The organism is Cedecea sp. (assembly GCF_036500665.1).
In the GTDB taxonomy this organism is placed as follows: domain Bacteria; phylum Pseudomonadota; class Gammaproteobacteria; order Enterobacterales; family Enterobacteriaceae; genus Cedecea.
Map to the genome: position 1 here is coordinate 1 of NZ_DASYBS010000055.1, position 2,273 is coordinate 2,273.

Genomic DNA, 2,273 nt, shown 5'->3' on the forward strand with positions numbered 1-2,273 from the left:
AGGTCGCGGTAAACAGTGTGCCACGTGCTTTACCGTCTGCAGTTTCAACCACCGTCAGGACTTCATGACCGGTTGTATTGAGGTCGCCGCGATTGAGCACCGTTAATAAATGGTTTCCGGAACTGGCTCCTGTCACCACCAGTTTGTCACCGGCGTTATTAACGCCGTTACCTTCACCAACGATATCGGTACGTAAAACAAAAGTACCCGCCCCACTGAGCGTACCCACCTGTAGAGTATAATAATCATCAGTCAGCGCGGCGCTCGAAAAATCAACGGTACTGTTGTTAAGCGCCAGATTGTCCAGGTCAGAAGCGCTCACGAGATTCCACCGGCTGTCATTCATCGAGAGATTTAGTGCGCCGCCATTAACATTGTCGCTAAAGGCGTTGCCTGTCCACACCGAGCCTGAGGCCATATCGATATTGATAAGCCCCCCTTTTGACTCAATACCACCGTTTATCGCCATCTTCCCGCTGGCATTAATGCGGCTTGCCGCAGATCCCTCACTGTGTTCGGTCGCGATAGCGGTCTGCCTGGTGTCGGCCATGGCTATCGCCAGCGTGCCGGTCAGGTCGACCTGACTTCCAGTCTCGGCATAAATACCCCGGGTACCCTGCGCGCCATTGATCGTAATATTCTCACCGGCAATCATGGCTGAACGCTGTGCCAACAGCCCGGTCGAGAGACGCCCCTGGCCGTCAACGGTAATATCAGTGTTTTTGAGGTTGATGCTGGCGTCTTTCCCTCGGGCCAGAGCTCCCCATTCTCCCCCGGAAAAGAGTCTATTGCGGTTATCCTGCGTGCCGAAATAGTTAAGGGTGACGTTAGTCACAGGATTGCCGGCACCCAACGACTCCGTATTGGCCACCAGGGCACCTGCCGATCCCGAGCTGACGTGACTCCCGGCACCGATACTGGCGGTTCCGTCCAGAATTTCAATCCCGTTCCCCCGGGTTAACACAGTGAGTGCATCGGCTTTTACATCGCCCCAGCTCCAGATACCGGATGCATATTCACCGTCTGTTGTTATCTGGCTGCCCTGGCCCAAATCGGCGATGGAGTTATTCTGGATATTCATGCCATAAGAATTGCGGCCCTGAGTCTCAATGGTGAGCTGGTCGGCCGTAAAGACTGCCGGACCGTAGGTGCCGTTACCGTTGAGGCCTCCCACATAAACGCCCGTGCTTTCAGGCCCGTTCGTTTTAATCGTACTCCCACTCCCCAGATGAGCCAGGCTGCCGCGGCCAGCCACACTCAGGCCCGTACCGATGTTACCCGTTGTCTCTATTGTGAGACGCTCAGCACGTAGTGTGGAGCCGTGGTCGAGTTCAATCCCGGCTCCGGCTCTCTCCCCGCCGGTTCCTGTCACCTTAATATGACTGCCACTCCCCAGATCAGCCTGCGTTTTATCCCCGTCTAACCACAGACCCGTTGCCTTTTCACCCGAGACATTCACCGTGAGACGGTTAGCGGTTAATGTGCTTTCATCACCGTGAAGAAGTACACCATGTGCCGTTCCAGTCAGGGTAGCTGCAGTAACTGTGACGTTATTACCCAGGTCCACCTTTCCGGTGCTTAGATAAGGATTCATCACACCATATAAAACGCCATTGGCGTCGGTTGCATCAGCGATGACGTGATCGCCGTTATTAATTGTGATGTTCTGTCCTTGTTGGCTCCCCAGATTTGCAGCCATAACAGGTTGTAGAAAACAGACTGCACCAAGCCCCAGAATACCTGCTTGCTGAAATACACGCTTTACTGGATTCAACAAGAAATACCTTTCGTTACTTAATTTAATTTCCATCATAATAAAAAGTCCCATTTGTTAACTTCCGACATTTACATTTAAATATTAATGTCTATTGCATCCGATTAATTTCTTTACGCAGCAATAGGCTTGATCTTCAGAAATAAGATTCCACCAGTTATCTTCACTGACTGGATTCTTAAAACTTTTTCATAGCCAGGCTGTGCACCGTTTATATCCCCCACAGCTGTTGGCGCGGCTACGGGGTTATAGTTGTGATTTATCCTCTGTGGCGTTAAACACAAAGACTGTTTCTTTGTTCATAACTGTTACTCCGGTGATTAAAAGGCTGGCGTCCTTCGGTTGTTCAACCCCGGCCCACCCGATTAAAATCCGGCGACCACCGGCGTTATTGGTAAAAGAAGATTTCGGTGGTGCGGCAATTCAGGCAATTCCCTTTTGGCCGAAATTCAATCAGCCCTTTGTATCCTCCGGCACGCAGCCACGATTTTGCGGTGAA

1 protein-coding gene is annotated in these 2,273 nt (G+C 51.6%); it reads right to left on the reverse strand.

Annotated features, from left to right (window positions below; all coding sequences use genetic code 11):
* The coding region (locus VGM55_RS08610) for a pertactin-like passenger domain-containing protein (protein WP_331635247.1) at positions 1-1,699 on the reverse strand (1,699 nt) is incomplete at its 3' end.
* Positions 1,700-2,273 lie beyond the last annotated feature (574 nt).